This window comes from Sphingobacterium puteale (assembly GCF_050986225.1).
Taxonomy (GTDB): Bacteria; Bacteroidota; Bacteroidia; order Sphingobacteriales; family Sphingobacteriaceae; genus Sphingobacterium; species Sphingobacterium puteale.
Genome location: NZ_CP158959.1, coordinates 2,023,257 through 2,045,242, shown reverse-complemented (window position 1 = coordinate 2,045,242; position 21,986 = coordinate 2,023,257). Strand labels below are relative to the sequence as shown.

Here is a 21,986-nt window from a genome sequence, read left to right as displayed (position 1 = left end):
AAAAATAAGTAAGCCTATATCTTTAGTTTTTTCTGATTCACAACATAGTATAATGGAATCCCTAAAAGCGTGATGATGATACCGGGCCAGGTAAATTGCGGTTTATAGATCACCAGCAAAATAATAAACGAAATCCCCATCACAATATAAACAGCCGGTATAAAAGGATAGCCAAACGCCCGATAAGGACGCGGCACATCCGGACGCTTATGTCTTAACCAAAAGATGCCGATGATACACAGCACATAAAACATCACCACTACACAGGTGATCATATCCAGCAGGTCACCATACTTGCCAGTCAGACACCATATCGTTGCAATGAGCGCCTGTAACCACAACGCGTAAGCCGGTACTGCATTCTTATTTAGCGTACCTGTCCTCTTAAAAAACAAACCATCCTGTGCCATGGAATAATAGATCCTTGCACCAGCCAAGATCAGTCCGTTATTACAGCCAAAAGTGCTGACCATAATCATGATCGCCAAGATGGCGATTCCAACAGGACCGAAAATTTCTTGCGCCACGAGCATAGCCACGCGATCTTTAGGCGCGCTGGCCATCTGCTCGACCGTCAACACCCCCGTATACATCACATTGGTCAAAATATAGATCACCGTCACGATCAGGGTACCCAAGGCTAAACTCAAACCAATGTTACGTTGCGGATTCTTGATCTCGCCTGCTACCGCAGAAGATGAATGCCAAGAATCACTACTGAACAAAGCCCCCACAAGTGCTGCAGACATCGCACCAAACGCACCAAAGGTGGCATAATCTGCTGTCGATCCATCCACATTTAATTGTTGTAGATCCCACCTATTGGCTGAAGACCAATTTTGATTCCACACCTCCATATCGAAAGCCGCAAAACCGAAAATAACCAATAAAACCAGGCTTAATATTTTGATCAAAGTCAATACCGTCTGTACTGTTTTACCATTCTTTACACCACCTGTATTAATAAAGGTGAGCAGCAAAATAACAGCGATAGCCAACAGCTGAGCGGATGAAATATGATAGTCACCTATTACCAGCAGATAGACATCTTCATCCAGTAGCGGAAACAAATAAGCTGTAAACTTAGCAAAAGCTACCCCCACAGCTGCAATCGTAGCCGTCTGGATAACCGCAAAAAAAGTCCAGCCAAATGTAAAACTGACCACTGGCCCATAGGCTTCTTTGAGATAGACATACTGGCCACCAGCTTTCGGAAACATGGCACTGAGCTCACCATAACTCAAAGCGGCGGCCAGCGTCATAAATCCGCTGATCAACCACACCACCATCAGCCAACCGGCAGAACCCGTATTTCGGGCGATATCGGACGATACGATAAAGATCCCCGAACCGATCATACTTCCGGCAACGAGCATGGTTGCATCCAATAAACCCAATGATTTTTTGAAATCTTGACTATTTTCCTGATTATTCATAATATAGGGTTGGATTGCACTTATTTAAATTTATAAAATTTCCATTTTGCCCGATGGTCAGGTTCAAGCTGCTGGTTTGTCAATACCGCCCTGAGCATCTCCATGGGCAAGTAATTTTCCTTGATGACCCGGTCATGAAATTCGCTGTAGGACATTTTCCCCGATCCTACCAATTCATCACTGATACTCAGCAGCTGCAAGCCACCGATCAAATAAGCCAATTGATACAAAGGATCGTAAGAACCTTCAAATGATCGCTTCACCTCACCATGCGCGTTTGCAGGTTCATGCCCCACTTGATTGACTAAATAATCAACACATTGCTGTGGCGTCCATTCACCCAAATGAAATTTAATACTGAATGTAATCCGTGCACAACGATGCATTCGCCAGAATAACATCCCGATACGTTCTTCCGCTGTCTTTGCAAATCCCATTCTATAGAGCAATAATTCCCAATATAAAGTCCAGCCTTCCGTCCAAAATGGTGTATTAAAATTTTGCTCCCGATAGGGTTTATACCGTTTATTCATGAAATACTGTAGATGATGCCCCGGATTGAGTTCATGCTGTACCGTACCCAATGAAAAATGCGGATTATTACCCCGCATACTCATCATCTTCTGCTCATAGGTCATCGTATTGGTCGGATAGGAAATACTGATCTCGCGTCCGCCCGTAAAAAAAGGATTGACCAATTGCCGTTCCGGTGTCATCATAATCATTCCCCAGGTTTCATCCGCCAATTCAGGGATGGCGATCAGGTCGTGCTGTTTGATAAATGCCTGGGCTCGATCATATAACTGATTGATCAGACCGGGCTGCTGACCTTCGGGCACATAGGTATTTTTAACTTTTTCTTGTGCTGCTTTCCAATCATCACCAAATCCCATCTCACGGGAAGCTTTTAATAACTCGGCCACGCACCATTCCCATTCCTGATCAGCGATACGCAATAACTCATCCGCATCATAAGCGATCATTTCCTCCCGCAATTTTTTGTTGAGCGCAACTTTTCCGATCGGCTGCCCGCCAATATTACTTCCATCATTAAACACTTTCCAATTGCTCTTTGCCTGCAATGCACCTTTATAACGGATCAGTTTTTCATTTAAACTTTCATAAGATTTGGGCACCCACCAGGTAAACATCGGATCATAACCATTGTAGAAATCAAATGCACTCTCCAAACGGATTCGCAATGACTCCACCATATTGACAAGGAAATTGACATCAGTGGACTCGATTGTTGTTACATTTTCTAGCTTTTGGATCACTTCATCAACCTGATCCCTCGTTTTTTCCAGCAAGATGGCAATATCCTTTCCCACAACAGTAGCACCTCGACGACGTTGCTTTTCAAATTGAAGAATATTTTCGGCAAATGGTAAGTAAGGCTTCAGCCGATTGTAGGAAGATAATTCTTCTTTGAGTTCTTCTTGATGTCGTTGCACTTTCTGGTTCAGCAGGATATAATCGACCTGACCATTGGTGTTCAATTTCTTATAATCAAATGCTCTTAACTTAGCTAAATAGTCATCGTCGATCTTGAGCAGTCTATTGATCTGCTCAGGTGAGGCTGCGGACTGCTGAAATCCCCAATTTTTGGGCATTGGGCCATAAAAATAATTGACAGCCTGCAGATCATGTCGATATTGGATGATATAAGGTTCAATGGGTGTGGTGTGTTGATACAAATCCATATCTTGGGCATCTGTTAGCGAAGAAGCCATACAAAGCACGCCAATGACTATAAATTTCTTTACGTTAGGGTTATTGTTGTTTTTCTTCATCATTTCGGTTTATCGGTTTATATGTGTCTATTGAAACCGATCCGGACTAAAGCCTGAGATATCCGTTTCCGTGGCTTTGCCGGACAATAAGGCCGTGATAGCTTTTCCGTAAGCAGGTCCGAGGCTCAGCCCCATCATACCGCCCGCCCCCGCAATGCTGACATTGCTGTATTTGGAAGTTCTGCCCAAATAAGGAAGCCCATCAGGTGAACATGGTCTGTAACCAAACCAGATATCCTTCGGATAATCGACCTTTAGATCCGGGAAATATTTAGGGATAGATTCGACGATACCTTTGACACGATTAGGGTATATCTTATCATTGGCAGGACCTAATTCCATGGTTCCGCTAAAACGAATCTGATTATTCATGGGCGTCACCGCTACACGAGCCTCCAATAGCAGGGCTGCATGTATCATCCGGTTATTGTCTGTTGTATCATACATGAAAGAATACCCCTTGCCGGGCATCAAAGGCAATTTCAAGTGTAGCTTCGAAGCCAATGCAGGTAGCCCTGCTCCCCCGGTTACGACAATTTCATCGGCATGAAATGCTCCTTTTGACGTAACGATTTCGGAGACCTTTTTGCCTGAAAATCTAAAACCTGTTACCTCCGTCTGATAGTTGATCTGCACGCCATGAGCAAGCAGGTAGTCTGTCAACATTTTCATCAATTGGGGCGGATATAAGATACCGTCACATTTGTATAAAATACCGCCGATCGTATCCATTCGGAGATTAGGCTCTAAGGCCTGAATACCCGCTTGATCAAAAACTTCCACATCCAGGCCCAAGTTTTGGGCCTTTTCTGCCAGTTCAATTTCTTCGTGTGCGACATGATTAGATTTGTAGAGCATCATAATCCCATTTTGCCTAAGCTCAAAATCAAAGCCTTCCTGTTGGGCCAATTCATCATATGACCGGCTACTGGCAAGATTCAGATCACGTATCGCGGCTGCATTTCGGTGGACATGTTTTTCATTGGCATGTTTCAGGAATTTCAATCCCCAATCGATCAGTGAAAAATTCAATGCGGGTCTGACGTAAAATGGACTTTTGCTGTTCAACATCCATTTTACACCTTGTGCCACGATACCCGGCGCTGCCAATGGAGTGAAATGACTGGGAACGATCATTCCTGCGTTACCGTAGGAACAATTGTCCTGTCCGTCACCTTTCTCTAAAATCTGAACTTCCCAGCCATCCCGCAAGAGGTAATACGCGCTAGACAATCCTGCGATACCTGTCCCTATGACAGCAACTTTTCCTTTATTCTTTGTTGACACGTTTTTTGATATTTTAATAGTAATTACATAACCTGAAATCCTTCTTTATAGGGATCTTCATCATCAATAATGATCTGACTATACCCCGTCATTCGTGCCCAGCCTTCCACCGAAGGAATGATGGCCGCCCGCTCGGATATCGTCGTTTCCTGTTCAATACGACCGACGAATTGCGAACCTATGTAACTCTCATGAACAAACTCATCGCCTTTTTTTAACTTTCCTTTGGCATACCACTGTGCCATGCGCGCAGAAGTGCCTGTACCGCAAGGAGACCTATCCAATGCATTTTCGCCTACCAACACCGCATTTCTTCCTGTAGAATTTTCTTTCGTTGGTTTTCCGGTCCATTGAATATGGCTAAGACCATATATATTTTCATCTTCGGGATGAATAAAATCTGTTTTCTCATTGAGTAAGCGACGGATAATTTTTCCATAATGAATGAGCTGGCTCGCCGAAAAATCACTGATATCCCCAAAATTTTTCTGAGGATCAATGATGGCATAGAAATTTCCACCATAGGCAACGTCGGCTACAATCTCCCCCAGATCAGGGCACTGCACCGTCAGCGCTTCTTTATAGAGGAAAGACTTCACATTCGTCAGCTTAACCGTTTTGACTTTTGGACCTTCTTGTACATAATCAATAAGGATTAATCCCGCGGGTGTTTCCAGACGCAGCTTACCCGGTACTTTTGGAATGACCAAACCCTCTTCGATTGCTAGCGTCACGGTACCGATTGTACCATGCCCACACATCGGAAGACATCCGCTTGTTTCGATATAAAGCACGCCCGTATCATTATTAGGGTCTGTTGGAGGATAAAGAATACTACCGCTCATCATATCATGACCGCGCGGTTCAAACATCAATCCTTTCCGAATCCAGTCATATTCTTCCATAAAGTGCAGCCGGCGTTCCATCATTGAGCTTCCGTTCAAGACCGGAGCTCCTCCTGCCACCAATCGCACAGGGCAACCACAGGTATGGGAATCAATACAAAAAAATGTTTTCTTCATCAGTTGCGATACAAATTATCCTAAATACTTTTTGTTGTCACCACAGCACCGTCCACGATGCGAGCGATACCCAATGGGTTTTCATTTTTTAACTCTTCTGGCAAAAATTCATCTGGCCAATTCTGAAAAGCTAAAGGACGCACAAAGCGCTTCACCGAATCCGGCCCTACCGAGGTAAACCTCGGATCGGTACAAGAAGGAAAAGGGCCTCCATGCTGCATTGCATAGACCACTTCTACACCAGTTGGCATGCCATTAAATAAGATACGCCCGGCTTTATCTTTCACCACATGAATAATATCCTGATGCTCTTTCACATCCTCCTTGGTCGCTGCAATTGTAATCGTCAATTGTCCTTTAAGTTGCCGCGCGATAGCCAATACTTCAGCATCATTCTCGGCTTCTACCACTACCGCAAAAGGGCCAAAAACTTCCTCGCTCAATACTCGGTTTTTCAAGAAATTGCTGGCTGAGGTACTTACCACAGCAGGACTTCCCTGCCCTTGGGCAGCAGCTATACCGGATTCGGCGATGATAGCCACATCCGCCTGGCTACTTAAGGTTGTTTTATTTTTCTCATAATGCGCATGGATGCCTGTATTGAGCATTGTAGCCGGTGCCGTAGCAACGATAGCTGATGCAAGCGCTTTTTTGAAACGCTCCAGACCATCCCCTTTTACCGCTACGAATACCCCGGGATTGGTACAGAACTGCCCCACACCCAAAGTCAGCGAAGCCGCGTATTCCTGCGCGAGAACTTCTGCGCGATCTGCTAAGAGATGTGTAAAGGCAAATACCGGATTGATACTTCCCATCTCGGCAAATACCGGTATCGGTTCTTCCCGCTGATTGGCAATGTCAAACAGGGCCTTTCCGCCCCAATATGAGCCCGTAAATCCCACAGCTTTGACAAGCGGGTGGGCAGTCAGGTAGGCCCCTATTTTTGTATCAGTGCCTTCGATATTATTTCCAAGAATATGGCTAAACACGCCCTCCGGCCATCCAATTTCTTTGATCACAGCGGTTATTGCTTCAGCCATGATCGTCGATGTCTGGGTATGTCCCGAATGGCCCTTGACGATCACCGGACAGCCCGCCCCGATAGCACTCGCCGTATCGCCGCCAGCCGTAGAAAAAGCAAAAGGAAAGTTGCTTGCTCCAAAGACGACAACGGGCCCTATCCCCACATTAGACTTCCGGATATCACTTTTACCTGTTTCACTATTTGCTAGGTCGATGCGGGCTTCGGCATAAATTCCCGAAGCGACCGCATTGGCATAAGTGCGCCACTGGCCAACCGTACGAGCCTTTTCCCCTGTAAGCCGGGGCAAAGGCAATGCCGTTTCCGCATGGGCAGTCTCCAGCAACTCGGCGCCTAATCCTTCAATTTTATCTGCAACGGCATGCATAAAAGCGGCACGTTGGGCAACCGTAGTAGATTTCAAAAATTGAAATGCTTCTGCGGCCATGCGAACACGCTCATCCAAAAATGCTTCTGATTGATTCATTATTTATTCCGATTTTTCTTCATAAAAATAACCTTTAGGCGAATAGTATCCACTGATCGCCCGCAGGCTTTTACATGCTTATTAATCCGTAGATTTTAATTTAAGCGCGGGCGACTGGCAATACCATCAGCAATCACTTTGTGGATCCTTTCCGCTTCTTCGCCAATTAACGGAAGCCGAGGTGCACGAAGATGCGGAGTACCTATTCCTTCGGCTGTTGCTGCGAGCTTAATATATTGAATAAGTTTGGGGTGAATATCCAGTTCCAGCAAAGGCATAAACCAACGATAGATTTCCAATGCCTTATCGTAATCACCATTAACGGCATAATTATACATTGCAACAGTTTCATTTGGAAAAGCATCCACCAAACCAAAAACCCATCCGTCAGCACCCACTACTATTGATTCCAAAGAGATTGTATCCACACCACCCAATATTTTAAAGCGGTCACCAAATTGATTTTTCATCCGGGTTATATTTGTCAGATCCCGGGTAGATTCTTTTACCGCAGCAATCGTCGGGCAATCTTTCAATTCATCAAACATGGCGGGTGATACAAATACTGCATAATCAACCGGATTATTATAAATTAGTATGGGCAGATCTGTCGCATTCGCTACTGCCTTAAAATAAGTGACGACTTCACGGTCATCAGCCCGATAGCGCATAGGTGGCAATAACATTAACCCATCTGCACCTAGTTCTTTTGCTTTAATAGCAAAATTAACCGCATTTTTAGTTGTATTTTCTGTAATATTCAGTATAACGGGTACCCGGCCTGCAACAACCTGTCTTGCGAAAGTCAATAATTCAAACTTTTCATCCGTATCCAGTACGGCGGCATCGCCCAATGATCCCGCAATGATAATACCATGTACCCCGGCTTTGATCTGTGCTTCTGTATTCTTCGCAAACATATCAAAGTCAATCTCACCGTTCTCTTTAAAGGGAGTCAATACTGCCGGGTATACACCCTTCCAATTTAATTCAGCCATAGTTGGTCTTTAATTATGTAATTTAAATTTTTCTTGTTCAAAGAAAGCAACTATAAAAACACCAAACTAACCGGCTTTTAATCATTACTTACAGGATATTGACATTTAATAATCTATTCGTAAAAAAGGTTTCTATAATAGCTGTCCTGTTCCCTCCTTGATCCAGATTAACTGATACTCCTCATGACGGTGCAAATAAAGATAAAACTTATCCAACAGATCCTCCTGAATAAAAACAGTCCTATCTTTGGGAATAGGAACTTGGTCTTGAATTGGTTTCATAAATTAGAATCGTTTAAGGTTAAAATGATTTTTTAATAAACGTCAATTATACACTAAATTTAGTATTTAGTAGTTTACAAAACAACTCGTCCGGTAGAAATATCAAAAACGTAATGTATTAGGTTAAAATCTGGCAATTAAAAAAGATCCTAATCGATCAACTTTGTACTAGTTCACGCTCTGATCCGTAAAGAATAATAAATTTATAAACCTAACAAAATGAATCTAAAGAACAATTACTATATCCTCATTACCTTACTCTATATCCTACCGACCAATTCCGCAATTGGTCAACAGGAGGAGCATCCCGTATGGAAAGCTACTAAAAGCCAACCTGCAACTTTGGGTATCGATCAAGGATCTAAAAGCTTTGCTTTAGCGCAGCTCAAAATAAAGGTGCTCAATCACTCACAGACTTTATCAGCTTTTCAACAGGTACATGGTGATGCTACTTTCGACTATACGCCTGTGGAAATGTTAGCAAAACGGGACCGCAACAATTTCTTTCATATCGGCGACATAAACGTCAGTCTTAAACGTCAGGGAGAAACGCATTGGTCGTATTATTCTTCAGCCAAAGACCGCAAGAGGGTAATCGAATTACCCCCTTCCAAAACGATCTTAGCTGCCGCTGACATCACTCCGACATTAGGCGACATTCCCATAAAAGTCAAGCGCAGCTGGGAGAATGCAGGGGGCGATCTGATCTTAAAATTTCAGCTAACAAATCCTACCGGTCAGGCTATTGAAATCGGATCATTGGGAATACCCCTTCCATTCAACAACAATATGGATTGGAAAAACCTGAATCAAGCACATGCACAAAATGTATTCTTCGATCCCTATATCGGCAAAGATGCAGGTTATCTCCAAGTGAACCATCTGCATGGAAATGGCCCGAGCTTATTGGTGCTCCCTTACGGCAATGCCGGATTTGAAGCTTACAGCCCCTTACTTGATGACCCTACGCCCAGAAGTATTACGTTCGAAGGTTTCCATGAGTGGATGATCCACAGTAAAGCACTTGCCGAAACAGCATGGAAAGGCGTAGAACAATGGAACACACCAACTTCAACCCTATTAAAACCCTATGAATCAAAAACATTTGCCCTCAAGTTTGTACTAGCTCCAAGTATCAAAGAAATTGAAAATACACTTCTAAAAAATAACAGACCTGTGGCCATCGGAGCTCCCGGCTATGTCGTTCCATTAGATAATCCTGTCAAATTGTTTATCAAGCATAACAGAGCCATTAAAAACATTGCTGTCTATCCGGAGGGCGCTCTAAGCATTCGCAAGCTAAAAGACACACCACAGCAATGGCATCACTATGAGGTCAAAGGTCAACAATGGGGACGTGCACGCCTGACCATTACCTATCAGGATGGCACCGAACAAACTATTCAATATAAAGTCATTAAGTCCGAAAAAGATGTCGTCAATGATCTTGGCAATTTCTTAACGACCACCCAGTGGTACGAAAATGACAAAGACCTTTTTGGACGGTCACCATCTGTTATCACCTATGATTACGAAGAAAAAAAACTCGTTACCCAAGAACAGCGCGCCTGGTATGCCGGTCTGAGCGATGAAGCCGGAGCAGCAAGTTGGCTGGCAGCTATCATGAAACAGGTCTTGCAACCCAATCCTGCTGAGATCAGCAAATTAAAACGTTTTGTCAATGAAACGATGTATGGTCATATCCAGCACAGGGAAGGCAGTCAAAAATATGGGGTGGTCAAGAGCTTGTTTTACTACGAACCGGATACTATGCCAGCAGGCACTTACCGAACAGATATCAACTGGAAGACCTGGTCGGCATGGCCTAAAAAAGAAGCCGATAACATCGGACGCTCCTACAACTATCCCCATGTTGCGGCAGCACATTGGGTCATGTATCGACTCGCTCGCAATTACCGCAATCTGGTACAAGAAGAAAGCTGGGATACCTATTTAGACCGTGCTTTTCAAACTAGTATGGCCATGATTGAAAAAGCGCCTTATTACGCACAGTTCGGACAGATGGAAGGCAGTATATTTTTGCTTGTCCTCCAGGATCTGCGTCGTGAAGGTTTCACAGATCAAGCTAATCAATTGGAAGCTGTGATGCGCAAACGTGCCGAACATTGGAAAAGCCTCGATTATCCTTTCGGCAGTGAAATGCCCTGGGATTCAACCGGACAGGAAGAAGTCTATTTATGGTCCCGATACTTTGGTTTTGACGACAAAACCCGGGTTACCTTAAATGCGATCTTGGCCTATATGCCTACCGTGCCACATTGGGGATACAACGGTAGTGCCCGTCGTTACTGGGATTTTGTCTATGGTGGGAAATTATCCCGGATCGAGCGTCAGCTACATCATTATGGTTCGGCTTTAAATGCAATCCCCGTATTGACCGAGTACCGTGACCATCCGGATGATTTCTATCTTCTTCGCGTGGGGCATGCCGGTATGATGGGTGCGTTGGCGAATGTCACCCCAGATGGCTTTGGTCCCGCAGCATTCCACTCCTATCCTTCGACATTGGCTAACGATGGTATTTCGGGCGATTACGGCACTGGATTTTATGGTTATGCTGTCAATTCAGGCACCTATATCATAGAACATCCAGAATTTGGCTGGCTGGCATTTAGTGGCAATCTTAAAGAAGATAAAGATCACATCGAAGTAGCCATAAAAACAGCTTCCAAAAGCCGCATTTTCTTAGCAAAAGAAAATCTGTGGTTGACCACTGATGCCGGAGAAATCGAAACACTAACATACAATAAAAAGGATAAAAGTGTGATCTTGAAACTTAATCAGTCAGCTCTAGTGCCACATGTATTGCTGAATATCAATCCAGCGAGTGGCTATGAAATTGAAGGTCCCCAAAAGAAGGATAAATTCAATCGATATGAATTGTCCCCTTCTACTAGCACGCTAATCCTTAGAAAAACAAAATGATACTCGCTTACGGTCTCATCCCTCCTGTAGGCGGATGAGACCATCACCGTATTGGGTCCATAATAAGGCAAAAATGAAGTAAAAACGAAATCGGATGATAGGCTATAAAACTTTCGTTTTTTATTTTTGAAAACAATGTCCTAAATTAGCTCTACAAACTAGTATCAACTCAACAACCCGGTGCAGTACGATTACCACAATTTAAAAGAAGATACTCTCTTCCAACTTGTAAAGGCCAACGATGAGTTAGCCTACAGGGAATTGTTCGATCGTTATAAAGAACTCCTGTTTCGCCATGCTTACCGAATGACCCAAGACAGCGAGCTAAGCCAGGATATCGTTCAGGATGTTTTTCTCGTCCTCTGGAATAAAAGAGCAACTATAGAAATCAGCCAATCACTCGAACCATATTTGATCAAATCCATCCGCAATAAAATACTGGACTATTTTAGCCATCAGGAGGTGGTAGAAAAATATCGGGTGGATATCTTATCTTTTGTCGAGGAGGGTATCAGTTATACGGACGACTTCCTGCTGGAAAAAGAACTTGCTGCGATGATCGAACACGAAAAGAGCAAACTGTCACCCCGTACCCGGGAAGTTTATGAACTCAATCGCGAGCAGGGCCATAGTTATAAAGAAATTAGTGCGCTATTATCCACCTCCGAAAAAACAATTAAAAAACAGGTTCATAACGCTCTACGCATATTGCGGACAAAATTTGGTTCCTTCTTTTTTTTCTGATTATTTTTTTTATTTTTTTTATACTCCCTTTTCCCTGTTCGACCGTCATTACTATTAGATAGCCTTCTTATGGCTATCCGCCTAAAGAATGGAGAAAGAAACAATACAGGAACTATTCCAAAAATATAAAGCGGGAACCGCATCGCCTGAAGAACTGCGGATCATTCATAGCTTCTATCTGCACAAAGCAAAGCGTACGTCCACGGAGCTGGACGATCAGTTTATCCAGGAGCAGCTTGATACGATGGACAGGAATTTATTTCCACAAAAAACAAAACGTATTGCAGTATGGAAATATGCCGCAGCAGCAGTCCTCACACTCAGCTCAGCATTTGGACTATATCAGTATACGCAGCAGCAACTTACCGAAAAAGAACCCCAACAGGCTACTGAACAGTTTGCCGCCATAAAACCGGGACATGACCAGGCAACACTTCGCCTGCCCAATGGCGAAGTCATCGCATTAGGTCAACAGGACAAACTGATCAATAAGAATGGCGTCGTGCAGCTGAATACAGGCAATATAGATCTCGGCACAGCGGTGGGCAATCGAATGATAACGTTGGAAACACCCCGTGGTGGACAATTTCAGGTTCAGCTCGAAGATGGCACCAACGTCTGGCTCAATGCCGGATCAACCATCAGTTACCCCGCTAAATTTGTTACTAATGAACGATCAGTCATTTTAAAAGGTGAAGCTTATTTTGAAGTTGCACACAATGCGAAAAAACCATTTAAAGTGACCGTTGGAAACGATGAAATTCAAGTACTAGGTACAGGATTTAATATCCAGAGTTACGATGACAACCTGACTCCGATCACCACATTGGTCCATGGAAAAGTAAAAGTCACCCGTAATAATAAAGCACAGCAAACACTGATCTTACAGCCTGGACAACAAACTTTAGCACAGGCAAATCTACAAAAGGCAAATACGGATATAAGCGGTATTACTGCCTGGAAAAATGGACTTTTCAGCTTCAAACGGAGCTCGATAAAAAATATTGTCCGTGAATTGGAACGCTGGTATAATATTGATTTTGTCGTTGACCAAGCCGCAGCCGAAAATCGCCTGATCACAGGAGAAATCCCTAGAAACGTCAATCTTGACGATGTCATGCAGATCCTTTCTTATTTTGACATCCAAGGCCACATGAAAAACAATAAAGTGTATTTAACCCTCAAAAAACAATAGCATAAACAGATAACTTAACCCAACACCTATATGAAACAAACCTATTCGTCCAGGCTCAACAAAAAAGCCAGGGCCGTGCTACTCTATGGCTTTTCGGTACTGTGTAGTTCCTACAGTTTTGGACAGATTAACATTCAGGCCAATAACGAATCAGCGCTTGCTGTCATGAAACAGATTGAGAAGCAATCGGCCTATCATTTCGTCTATGATGAGGCACAGTTAACGATTCCAAAAGTTAAACTGCGGCTTACCGATGTCTCGCTCAAGGAAGCGCTGGATGCGACATTTACGGCCAACAACATCCAGTACAAGATTGTCAAAAACACCATTTTATTAAAAAATGCACCTGCCAGAAAATCAATTTCCACAGCGCCCTCAGTACCCAGCCAACAGTACAAATTACACGGCAAAATTTCCAATGCTGAGGGTACAGCATTAAGTGGTGCTACCGTCACGATCAAGAACACAACGATCTCCACAAAGTCTGATCAAAACGGACAGTTTGAATTGACCTCTCCTACTCGTAGCGCCATACTGAGCGTTTCCTACTTAGGTTATGAGCCTCTAGAAATCAATGCCAATGAAGAATCTGCTACGGTCGTACTCAAGCCAAGCAATACCAGTCTTTCAGAAGTTGATGTGACCATCAATACAGGATATCAGACCATTGCTAAGGAACGCGCTACAGGAGCATTTTCGAGTCTACCAAAAAATAGTCTGCAACAGCAGCGGCTCAACAACCTCGGAAGCTTGCTGGAAGGCCGTATTGCAGGTTACCACAATGGCCTACTTCGTGGAACAACTTCTATGAGAGGAGTTACCTTACCCCTGTATGTTATCGATGGTTTCCCCGTAGACAATACAAGCATGGATTTCAATGGCAACGTCGTAGAAAACCTCCCTGACCTCAATTTGGAAGATATCGCGTCCATTACCGTCTTAAAAGATGCAGCCGCAGCATCCATTTATGGCGCACGCGCAGCCAATGGGGTTGTTATTATCGTCACAAAAAAGGGAAAAAATAAAGGGACTGAAATCAATGTTTCAGCAACGCTGACACATAACCCCTATTATTTTAATACGGATCGGCTGGCATCATCCGCGGACATGATCGGCATCGAACGGGAATGGGCTCAGCAAAATCCAAATTTAAAAACAATGACGCCAGCGCAGGCGCAAAGTACTTTAGACGATATGTCTTACAGAAGCCTTGGTATTCGCACGATCCTCAAAAAATACGCCGGTCAGCTCAATGAATCCGAAATGAATGCCGAATTGGACCGTCTCTCCCAACAGGGTTATCGTTATTATGACGATCTCGCGAAATATGCCAAACGGAGTCCTTTTTCACAGCAGTACAACCTGAACCTTTCCAATGGTACGGAAAAGAGCAAATTCTACTTTTCGACGACCTACAAAAAAGACCTCCTGGAAGACCGTTTCAGTAAAAACCAAAATCTAGGCATCAATCTCCGGAATATCACCCAGATCAATAAATGGTTAGAAGTAGAAATGAGTTCATTTCTCAACTATGCAGATGATGACAGGCAAACTTATGATGCGCTAGCACCCGGATTTTCTTATCTGCCTTACAATCAATTAAAAAATAGCGACGGTCGTAATTATACCGCTTACATGGCCGATTATATGAGCCAGGCAACGATCAAGAGCATCAACCAATATGGCCTTAATACCTTAGACATCACCCCATTGGACGAGATAAAAAACAATATCGAACAGTCCAGTGGCTTCTCCAACCGAAGTTTCATCAAATTGAATGCGAAGATTGCAGACTGGCTGAGCTATTCCACCTCTTTTCAGTATGAAATCAGCAATAAAAAACTCGAGCTTCTCTACGGGAAAAACTCCTATTATACGCGATCGAGAGTCAATCAATTCGCGTTAATTGCGGATGGAAAAGCGACACTAATGATGCCCAATGGCAATATCAATAAAACAACGGATCTCAAAAATAATGCATTTAATTTTAGGCAACAGATCAATATCGATAAGGACTTTGGCGAAAAACATAGTCTGAACGCCATATTGGGTAGCGAGCTCAGGAACAACAGGATGCGTTCGCAGCTTCAAAATCTCTACAATTTTGATCCTGATGCGCTCACCTACACCATGCTCGATCCGAAAATAGGTACGGTAGGTTCTTTCAATCAAAAGTATGACAATGCCAGTCAATACGAATCTATCAATCGCTTTGTTTCCTTTTATGGTAATGTTGGTTATACCTATTCCAAAAAATACCTCTTCACAGGAAGCTTGCGCTGGGACAGATCAAACTTATGGGGAACAAGCTCGAAATATCAGAATAAACCGATATGGTCCGTGGGTGCCGGATGGAATCTGAGTGAGGAGAATTTCATGCAACTGGACTGGTTAAATCAACTTAAACTACGAACTTCGTATGGTATCGGCGGCAATATATTGCAGAATGTTGCTCCTTTTATGACAGCCTTTTATAATACCAACTCTCATGTAGGGGGGACACAAGGTACAGTCTCAGACCGTCCAAATCCGTCACTTTCGTGGGAAAAAACAACCACCACGAATGTTGGGATGGATTTCGGTTTGTTTAGAAACCGTATTTCGGGAAGCCTGGATTACTATAGAAAACAAGGGAAAGACCTCTTCGCCTCCACCATGGGTGTACCCACAGAAGGTTTTGGCTATTCAACCTATGCCATCAATAATGGGCAGATGACCAATCATGGCTTGGAACTGACATTAAATGCCAACGTCTTGCAGAACAAAGATTTCAGCTGGAACAGCAACCTACTTTATGCTTATAACAAGAACAAAGTTACTTATGTCAATGTCAAAGCGCCATTTTATATCCTACAATTGGATTACCCCGACGCTTATCCCCGTATAGGAAACCCATACGAGGCAATTTATGCCTACAAATGGGCCGGGCTCGATCAGCAGGGCATACCACAGGTATATGACGAAAACGGGAACAAAACCACGCAAACGCCGACGACGTTAGAATCGATTGTATACGCCGGAACAAAAGTGCCTACGCATACCCTTTCCTGGACAAATAGCCTCTCCTACAGAAACTTTGATTTTTCGATGATGCTCACGTACGAGGGTGGCCATAAAATCAGAAACGCAGATCTACCTTATATGGGTATCGGCAATTATCTGACATTTACTACCCTTGCACCGATGAATAAAGATATTCGCAACCGTTGGCAACAGGAAGGTGACGAACTAAAGACCGATATTCCACGTTTGGTATTTCCAGAAGAAACATCTCTTTACAACTCAGCAAGTGGCACCGTGTACCAATATGCGGACCTCAATGTCCTGGATGCTCGTAATGTACAGATCCGAAATATTAGTCTCGCCTACCGGCTTCCGGCTGACTGGATAAAAAAGATGCGCCTGACACAGGCAAGGTTACAGTTCAACGCTGAAAATGTAGCCATGTTTACCAAATCCAGCAACGCAAAATATATGCTGGGCGGCTATCGTACACCGAATTATGTTTTTAGCGCTTACCTCACCTTCTAATTTAAAAATTCTTATGAAAAAGATAATATACCTCCTTGCGATCATACCCGTACTGTTTTTCGCTTCCTGCAATAAATATTTGGACATATTACCCAAAGGCAAGAAAATCCCACAAACCTATGCGGATTTTGAAGCGCTGTTGCGCGATGAAGCAACTGTTCATCAAGTTCCTATCCCCCAGGCTATTATTTTGCCCAATGATCGATTTGTCTCCCCTTCCAATCTTAACTATTATAAATTATGGGATATAAACTATAACTGGAAGGAACAAGAAGACCGGAAGATCTACAACAATTCCGATGAAAGCACCTATTACTATGCCTATTCGAGCATATCTGTCTGCAATCTGATCCTGGAGCATGGACCGGCAATGACCGAGACCACGCTCCAACAGCGGGACCAATTAATGGCTACCGCCAAGGTACTCCGGGCCATCAGTTATTTTACCTTAGCAAATTATTATGCGGCGGATTATGACCCTAAAACGGCAGGCCAATTGCTATCAGTTCCATGGATTGAAAGTGCTGATATCGGTGCCCCTTCAAAGCAAGTTACGATTGCCGAAATATATGATTATATGATCAAGGATATCAAAGACGCACTCCCGAACCTGCCTACGACAGGACTAACTATCCTCCATCCAGGTAAAGGAGCCGCCTATGCATTATTGGCACGTATCTACCTGCAAATGGACAACTATCCGGTTGCACTGGAAAATAGCGAAAAAGCACTGGGATACAACGATAAACTATACGACTGGACAGCCTACTATAATGCCAATAAATCGCAGATCGAAGAGCCTGCAAATTATGCGTTGAAGAAGACACCGATGGATTTTGCCTATGTCGAAAATTACTATTTCAGACATGGCCAATCGCCAAACTATACCGCCACAGAGTTATCCCTACAGGTAGAACGTGCAGCTGGATTTGAAAAAGGAGACAGTAAATTCGCTTCACGCTGGAAGTTGCGTACAGTAGTGCCCAACACCTATTATACCAGCACGATGACCGGCTTCTATAACACACAGGGCCTGACTACGGTCGAAGTCTATCTGATTGCCGCAGAATGTCAGGCACGGCAGGGAAATATCCAAAAGGCAATGGATCTCGTCAACAAGGTGCGCAAGACAAGGATCCTTCCAGCAAATTATAGCGACCTAACCGCACAAAATGCCACTGATGCCATTAAAAAAATACAGCGGCTTAAACAGAATGAATTGATTCATTCCATTACCCCGTTTGCCGATTACAAACGCCTCAACAAAGAATCTGCTTTTGCGACAACACTGAGCAAAACGATTGATGGCAAGACGGTCCAACTGAGCCCGACATCACACCTCTGGATTATGCCTTTTCCATTGGGAGCAACCGAGAATCCGGGCAACGGGTCCATTAAACAGAATGTTGAAAAATAAAACAAAGAACCATGAAAGTAAAAGCTTTAACACTAGCACTCCTGCTCGCAACAACAGTAGGTTATGCGCAACAACAAACGGCGAATAGATACGAACAATACCTTCCCATTATTGAAAAAGGCACATTGGCACAAAAAGATTCTTTGGCAAAAGCATTACTTGCAGAAGTAAAAGGTTACAAAACGGAAGCGGACTATCGTACGACCATCAATATCCTCCGTTCGCTGGACAAAGAAAACGAAATGGTTACCGTTGAAAATATCGCGAAAAAAAAATACCCAAAAGGCGCAATAACGCGCGATGTCTTTATCGCGGATGTCTTCTACAATGCAGGCACGTCAACGGAGAAAGAAAGGGCGTATACTGAACTGATCAAAAGATGGCCGGTCAAAAACTTCAGTGAAGAACCCCTGACCTATGATTACGTTCTGGCCAATTTGGCGCAGAGTTTTGCCAATGATGGAAATGCCCCAAAGGCTGTTCATTACTTGGGCGAAATGAAAGAACGGTTCTGGCGTGGAAATGGCTATATTCCAGTTGGTCAGATCCTTCTAAAGGCAGGCGATACAACGACTGCCGCGCCACTTTTGAAGACTGCAATGGATGACAGTTATTATTACCTCACGCTGCCAGAAGAGCAAAAGGACAATAAAGCCCGCTTTGCATCGATGGGTTATGCCAGCTCGATGTCTGCTTATGTAAATATTCTTGTTGCGCAGAAAAAATATGCTGAAGCTCTCGAATATATCGAAAATGCGCTGAAAGCAGCGCCCGAGCAAGCGGATGGATTAGCCATGGTATACTATAAATCGCTGATAGGAACAGGCAGAAAGCTTGAGGCCTATAATATTTTAACAAAATTATATGCCAAAGGACAGTTTGCTGTCGAAAATGATCTTAAAAGATTATATACCGAATTAAACGGATCCGTCCAGGGTTATGAGCAGTTCAATGCTTCCCTGAAAGCGGAGTTAACGCAAAACATCCGCAACCATATCAAAGAGATGGCGACCTTTAGACCGGCCCCCAATTTCGAGCTCCTCAATCTAAAGGGTGAAAAAGTATCCCTCGCCAGCCTAAAAGGAAAAGTTGTAGTATTGGATTTCTGGGCGACCTGGTGTCAGCCTTGTGTACGCTCATTTCCTGGAATGAAAGCTGCCCAAGAATCCTATGCGAATGATAAGGATGTTCAATTCCTGTTTATGAATACCTGGGAGCGGGATAAGAACTACAAAGAAAATGTTGTATCCTTTATTACAAAAAACAATTATCCATTCGAGGTGCTGTACGACGATCAAAAAGATCCGCAGACAGGAAAAGTCATGGCAGCTCAATATGGTGTCAATGGTATCCCTGCCAAATTTATTATTGATAAGGAAGGAAATATCCGATACTTTCTTACTGGATCCACGTCCAATGTGGACTATATCAAATTGGAAATGAAAGAATTGATAGAAGCCGCTAAAAAACCTTACAAAGGCTAATAATCTTGTCTGCCTCTATCCAGAGGCAGACATACACAGCTCCTACTTTTATTCACTCACTTCGTGCTCATGGAGCAGTTTCCGGCGTTTGTTTCCCCACTGGCTAAGTTGAGCCCAGATCGGAATCAATTCTTTGGCCACTTCCGTCAACTCATATGTTACCCGAGGTGGCACTTCCTGGTTTTCCACCTACAGTTATGTTGATTTCCCCATTCTTAACCTCACAAAAATCTTCCAATATTTTTCCCATCATTTTATAATATCTGCTTTCGTTGTACACCTCGACTAGGTCAGACGTACGGGCATCAAAATCACCACTGCTGATAATGATTTCGGAAAATGTTTTTTGATCGGGCCACAATGTTTTGAAAGCCTTAGCATCGCGGTTTTTTATCGCTTCAAATGCTTTGTGCAAATGTTTCTCGGCTGTTGCATTTTGCGCCATCGCTAGTGTATTTACTAGCATAACTAGTACGAGTAAGAGGTGTTTTTATATAAAAGAAATAAATAATGAATTTTTTAAATATAAAAATATTCATCCCTGAAATGGGTAGTCATTTAACATTCGTCGTACTCGTTTTAAGATTCGTGTTGTGTGTGAACAAGGAAAAAGAGTGAAGCACTAAGAGTATCTACATGCTGAAAAATAAACCCATGCCATAAAAAATACCTGTAATGGAATTCTATAGCACAAATAGAGCAAACCAGCACCCTCATAATTAGCATTTTCCATATCAACATGTAGCATGCTTGCATAAATATTAAAAGGCAGTAACAAAACGAAAAATAAGATAAGGAAAACCCCTGCTTTTTTTTGGCATCTAGGAACCAGTAGCAACATTCCCGCTATTATTTCAACGATCCCAGTGACATAGACAATGGTAGGTCTAAAAGGTATATATTCCGGAATCATCTAGACCATCCCTTTGACATAAACGAAATGCGCAATTCCCGTCGCCAGCAACATGATAGTCATTGCAAAACGCGCTGCTAACGCGAAACGATATTCCTTGATCATCATCTTTAAGATGAAGAGGGATATCAAAAAAACAATTGGCAAAATAGCTTCAGGCATTTTATTTTTAAAATTGCAATTTTTCACTTCCTGAAACAATGAACAAATGTTAACTTTTGCAGTACCGCAAGATCTATTTAAAAACTAAAATAAAATAGGCTAGGGAATCAATCCCTAGCCTATAAAAAATACAATTAAATCAACTGCCTACGGTATCGAAATCCCGTCGTCAGTGCAAAAGGTTTTAAAAATTTTCTGTCTTTTTCACTATTCTTCATTTGCTACCGATACTGATTTTATCCGTTCACGGCTTCCTGTATTAGATTCGCTACGATTTGGGCAGGCTAAATTGATATATCTCGTGGCCCTGGTAGTCGATAATCTGGCATTTCAGCCCTTCTGCATTTATCGAAAAGTAGAAAAATCCATACTGATCCCTCGCGAAACGGCTGTAAGGAAGATTATTTTTGACCGGGGTTATCTCCGATCCTGCACCCGAGATAAACTGATGAAACTTCTTTCCTTCCACTTTTAGATGCTGTAGTGAATGTTCATGCCCAGAGAGGTAAATATCTACCCCCCGTTTTTCAAACATCGTTTCCAATACCTTTCGCACGGCAAGTGTATCGTAATTATCGGTACGTGGTCCGGCCGTATATAATGGATGATGACCAACAACAATTTTCCAATGGGCATCCGAGTTTCCCAACAGCTGATCTAACCATTCCAGCTGCTTTTCGGGCTGCTGTCCTGCCACATGAGGTCCATATTCACTGTTGGTATAAAATTCGGGGATCATCGGATTCGTATCAATAAATGCCATTAATACCTTTTTATCATCCCTGAGCTTAAATATCCTGCTATAGTAGCGTGCGGGCATCTTCCAGCGTCTGCTGATACCACTATAGCGGACCTGTGCATCCGGATCGGATTTGTAATCATGGTTACCCAGGATCGGATACCAATCCCATTGCAATGAAAATGCCGTATAAATATTCTCAAACGAATAATGCCATAAGGGATCATGCTCACTGACTACCCCCGAAGGATAAAAGTTATCACCTGTAGAGATGATAAAATCATTGGCATGCAGATCGGCCCATTTCCCCATTTGCTGTGCTACAGCGAGCTGGTGATCAGCGCCATTGCGTCCCCAATCCCCGACAGCTATAAAATGAAGATCATAGTCATCTTTTGGTTTGAATAATTGCTGTATATCCTCGCTTTCAAGCTGCGTCGGCTCTGCCAGTCCGAAGCTGCTCAGCGAAATTCCCCCCAGGCCAGCTGCTAGCGCCGTGCCGAGGGAATTTTTCATAAAAGTTCTGCGT

16 protein-coding genes are annotated in these 21,986 nt (G+C 43.2%); 6 read left to right on the top strand and 10 right to left on the bottom strand.

All coding sequences use genetic code 11. From position 1 onward, the window contains the following. Positions 1-14 precede the first annotated feature (14 nt). The 7 genes from ABTV71_RS08375 to ABTV71_RS08345 form a co-directional block, all read right to left on the bottom strand. A complete protein-coding gene (locus ABTV71_RS08375) occupies positions 15-1,436 on the bottom strand; it encodes an APC family permease (RefSeq protein ID WP_433902884.1) in 1,422 nt (473 codons plus the stop codon). 20 nt (positions 1,437-1,456) lie between these two features. Beyond that, on the bottom strand, positions 1,457-3,232 hold the full coding sequence (locus ABTV71_RS08370) for a DUF885 family protein (RefSeq protein ID WP_433902883.1): 1,776 nt from the start codon (positions 3,230-3,232) through the stop codon (positions 1,457-1,459). A 24-nt stretch (positions 3,233-3,256) separates the two neighbouring features. Further along, the gene (locus ABTV71_RS08365; protein WP_121126796.1) at positions 3,257-4,516 is read right to left on the bottom strand and encodes an NAD(P)/FAD-dependent oxidoreductase; all 1,260 of its coding nucleotides are present in this window, start codon (positions 4,514-4,516) and stop codon (positions 3,257-3,259) included. A gap of 23 nt (positions 4,517-4,539) precedes the next feature. Then, a complete protein-coding gene (locus tag ABTV71_RS08360) occupies positions 4,540-5,538 on the bottom strand; it encodes a 4-hydroxyproline epimerase (protein ID WP_223578027.1) in 999 nt (332 codons plus the stop codon). A gap of 20 nt (positions 5,539-5,558) precedes the next feature. After that, on the bottom strand, positions 5,559-7,046 hold the full coding sequence (locus tag ABTV71_RS08355) for an aldehyde dehydrogenase (NADP(+)) (RefSeq protein WP_433902882.1): 1,488 nt from the start codon (positions 7,044-7,046) through the stop codon (positions 5,559-5,561). A 95-nt stretch (positions 7,047-7,141) separates the two neighbouring features. Next, complete coding sequence (locus ABTV71_RS08350; RefSeq protein WP_223578023.1) at positions 7,142-8,044, bottom strand: dihydrodipicolinate synthase family protein; 903 nt, start codon at positions 8,042-8,044, stop codon at positions 7,142-7,144. 132 nt (positions 8,045-8,176) lie between these two features. Then, positions 8,177-8,326: a hypothetical protein gene (locus ABTV71_RS08345; protein ID WP_433902881.1), complete on the bottom strand. Its 150-nt coding sequence runs from the start codon at positions 8,324-8,326 to the stop codon at positions 8,177-8,179. 219 nt (positions 8,327-8,545) lie between these two features. Between ABTV71_RS08345 and ABTV71_RS08340 the strand changes: the two genes are divergently transcribed. From ABTV71_RS08340 to ABTV71_RS08315, 6 genes are all read left to right on the top strand, one after another. Next, positions 8,546-11,272, top strand: coding sequence for a DUF5695 domain-containing protein (locus ABTV71_RS08340; protein WP_433902880.1), 2,727 nt, complete (start codon positions 8,546-8,548; stop codon positions 11,270-11,272). A 180-nt stretch (positions 11,273-11,452) separates the two neighbouring features. Beyond that, the gene (locus ABTV71_RS08335; protein WP_121126801.1) at positions 11,453-12,016 is read left to right on the top strand and encodes an RNA polymerase sigma-70 factor; all 564 of its coding nucleotides are present in this window, start codon (positions 11,453-11,455) and stop codon (positions 12,014-12,016) included. 88 nt (positions 12,017-12,104) lie between these two features. After that, positions 12,105-13,211, top strand: a complete 1,107-nt coding sequence (locus ABTV71_RS08330; RefSeq protein ID WP_433902879.1) for a FecR family protein — start codon at positions 12,105-12,107, stop codon at positions 13,209-13,211. 30 nt (positions 13,212-13,241) lie between these two features. Continuing rightward, entirely contained in the window at positions 13,242-16,742 is a 3,501-nt protein-coding gene (locus ABTV71_RS08325; RefSeq protein ID WP_433902878.1) for a SusC/RagA family TonB-linked outer membrane protein, read from the top strand. Between the two features lie 13 nt (positions 16,743-16,755). Further along, the gene (locus ABTV71_RS08320; RefSeq protein ID WP_433902877.1) at positions 16,756-18,159 is read left to right on the top strand and encodes a RagB/SusD family nutrient uptake outer membrane protein; all 1,404 of its coding nucleotides are present in this window, start codon (positions 16,756-16,758) and stop codon (positions 18,157-18,159) included. 11 nt (positions 18,160-18,170) lie between these two features. Beyond that, the gene (locus ABTV71_RS08315; RefSeq protein ID WP_433902876.1) at positions 18,171-19,643 is read left to right on the top strand and encodes a redoxin domain-containing protein; all 1,473 of its coding nucleotides are present in this window, start codon (positions 18,171-18,173) and stop codon (positions 19,641-19,643) included. 48 nt (positions 19,644-19,691) lie between these two features. Here ABTV71_RS08315 and ABTV71_RS08310 read toward each other — a convergent pair whose 3' ends face one another. The 3 genes from ABTV71_RS08310 to ABTV71_RS08300 form a co-directional block, all read right to left on the bottom strand. Continuing rightward, positions 19,692-19,784 carry a hypothetical protein gene (locus ABTV71_RS08310; protein ID WP_433903700.1) on the bottom strand — a complete coding sequence of 31 codons (93 nt, stop codon included), beginning with the start codon at positions 19,782-19,784 and terminating at the stop codon, positions 19,692-19,694. Between the two features lie 10 nt (positions 19,785-19,794). Continuing rightward, positions 19,795-20,109, bottom strand: coding sequence for a hypothetical protein (locus tag ABTV71_RS08305; RefSeq protein WP_433902875.1), 315 nt, complete (start codon positions 20,107-20,109; stop codon positions 19,795-19,797). Between the two features lie 877 nt (positions 20,110-20,986). After that, entirely contained in the window at positions 20,987-21,973 is a 987-nt protein-coding gene (locus ABTV71_RS08300) for a metallophosphoesterase (protein ID WP_433902874.1), read from the bottom strand. Between the last annotated feature and the right edge of the window lie 13 nt (positions 21,974-21,986).